The organism is Phormidium sp. CCY1219 (assembly GCF_055795085.1).
In genome coordinates this window covers 1-896 of record NZ_JAYFEQ010000632.1, presented here as the reverse complement: position 1 = coordinate 896, position 896 = coordinate 1, and the positions used below count along the sequence as shown (strand labels likewise).

The window sequence follows — 896 nt, the reverse complement described above, 5'->3', positions numbered from 1 at the left end:
ATTTCAGTCGGTTTCAACCGACTTGAGCTATTAGACGGGGGATTTATCCCCCGGCGGGTGTGGCTGGAGATGTTAACCCATGATTGATATCCCCCGGCTTGTGATAAAATAATAAAAATTTTAAATGAACATTTTTAATAGATTATGTCTCTGTGGCGAATCTACTATCATTTGGTATGGGCAACAAAACAGCGTTTCCCTTTGATAACTCCAGAAATAGAAGATGAACTCTATCCTTACATAATCGGCAAAAGCGATGCTCTTGGCTGTATTGTTCATGCCATTGGCGGCATAGAAGACCACATTCATATTGTTGCTTCCATTCCACCAAATTTATCCGTTGCCGAATTTGTTAAAAATATTAAAGGAAGTAGTACCTATCATTTGAATCACGCAGGTTCGGGTTCTCTCACTCGATTTGGTTGGCAGGATGGCTATGGTGTATTTTCTTTGGGAGGTAAGCAAATGGATATAGCGGTTAATTATGTTAAAAATCAGAAAATACATCATCTCAAGAATGACTTAAAACCTTCCCTAGAACGAATTAGCGATCGAGACGATCGCCCCTCAATGTGGTACGAAAATAAACGTTAATCCCATCCCGGGTTATTGGATTGGATCGGATGTTGGATTGGTGGTATAAACCGCAGGGCGTTGCAAACTCCACAGCGAGTAGAAGATCCGGCGTAGGTTACAAACAATAGCCTCATAGGGTGGGGTTGGTTAGAAACCGACTGAAAGCCTTACAGAATAGGCATTTCAGTCGGTTTTAACCGACTTGAGCTATGAGACGGGGGATTTATCCCCCGGCAGATCCGTGCAATGGCATCACCGGCAATGGCATCACCGGCAATGGCATCACCGGCAATGGCATCACCGGCAATGGCATCACCGGC

1 protein-coding gene is annotated in these 896 nt (G+C 44.0%); it reads left to right on the top strand.

All coding sequences use genetic code 11. The features are described from left to right. Nucleotides 1–144: 144 nt before the first annotated feature. Complete coding sequence (tnpA, locus tag AC0QH1_RS18080; RefSeq protein WP_324632648.1) at nucleotides 145–594, top strand: IS200/IS605 family transposase; 450 nt, start codon at nucleotides 145–147, stop codon at nucleotides 592–594. Nucleotides 595–896 lie beyond the last annotated feature (302 nt).

Coding starts and splice junctions, on each gene's coding strand:
- tnpA (WP_324632648.1), top strand. CDS start 145: ATGTCTCTGTGGCGAATCTACTATCATTTGGTATGGGCAACAAAACAG.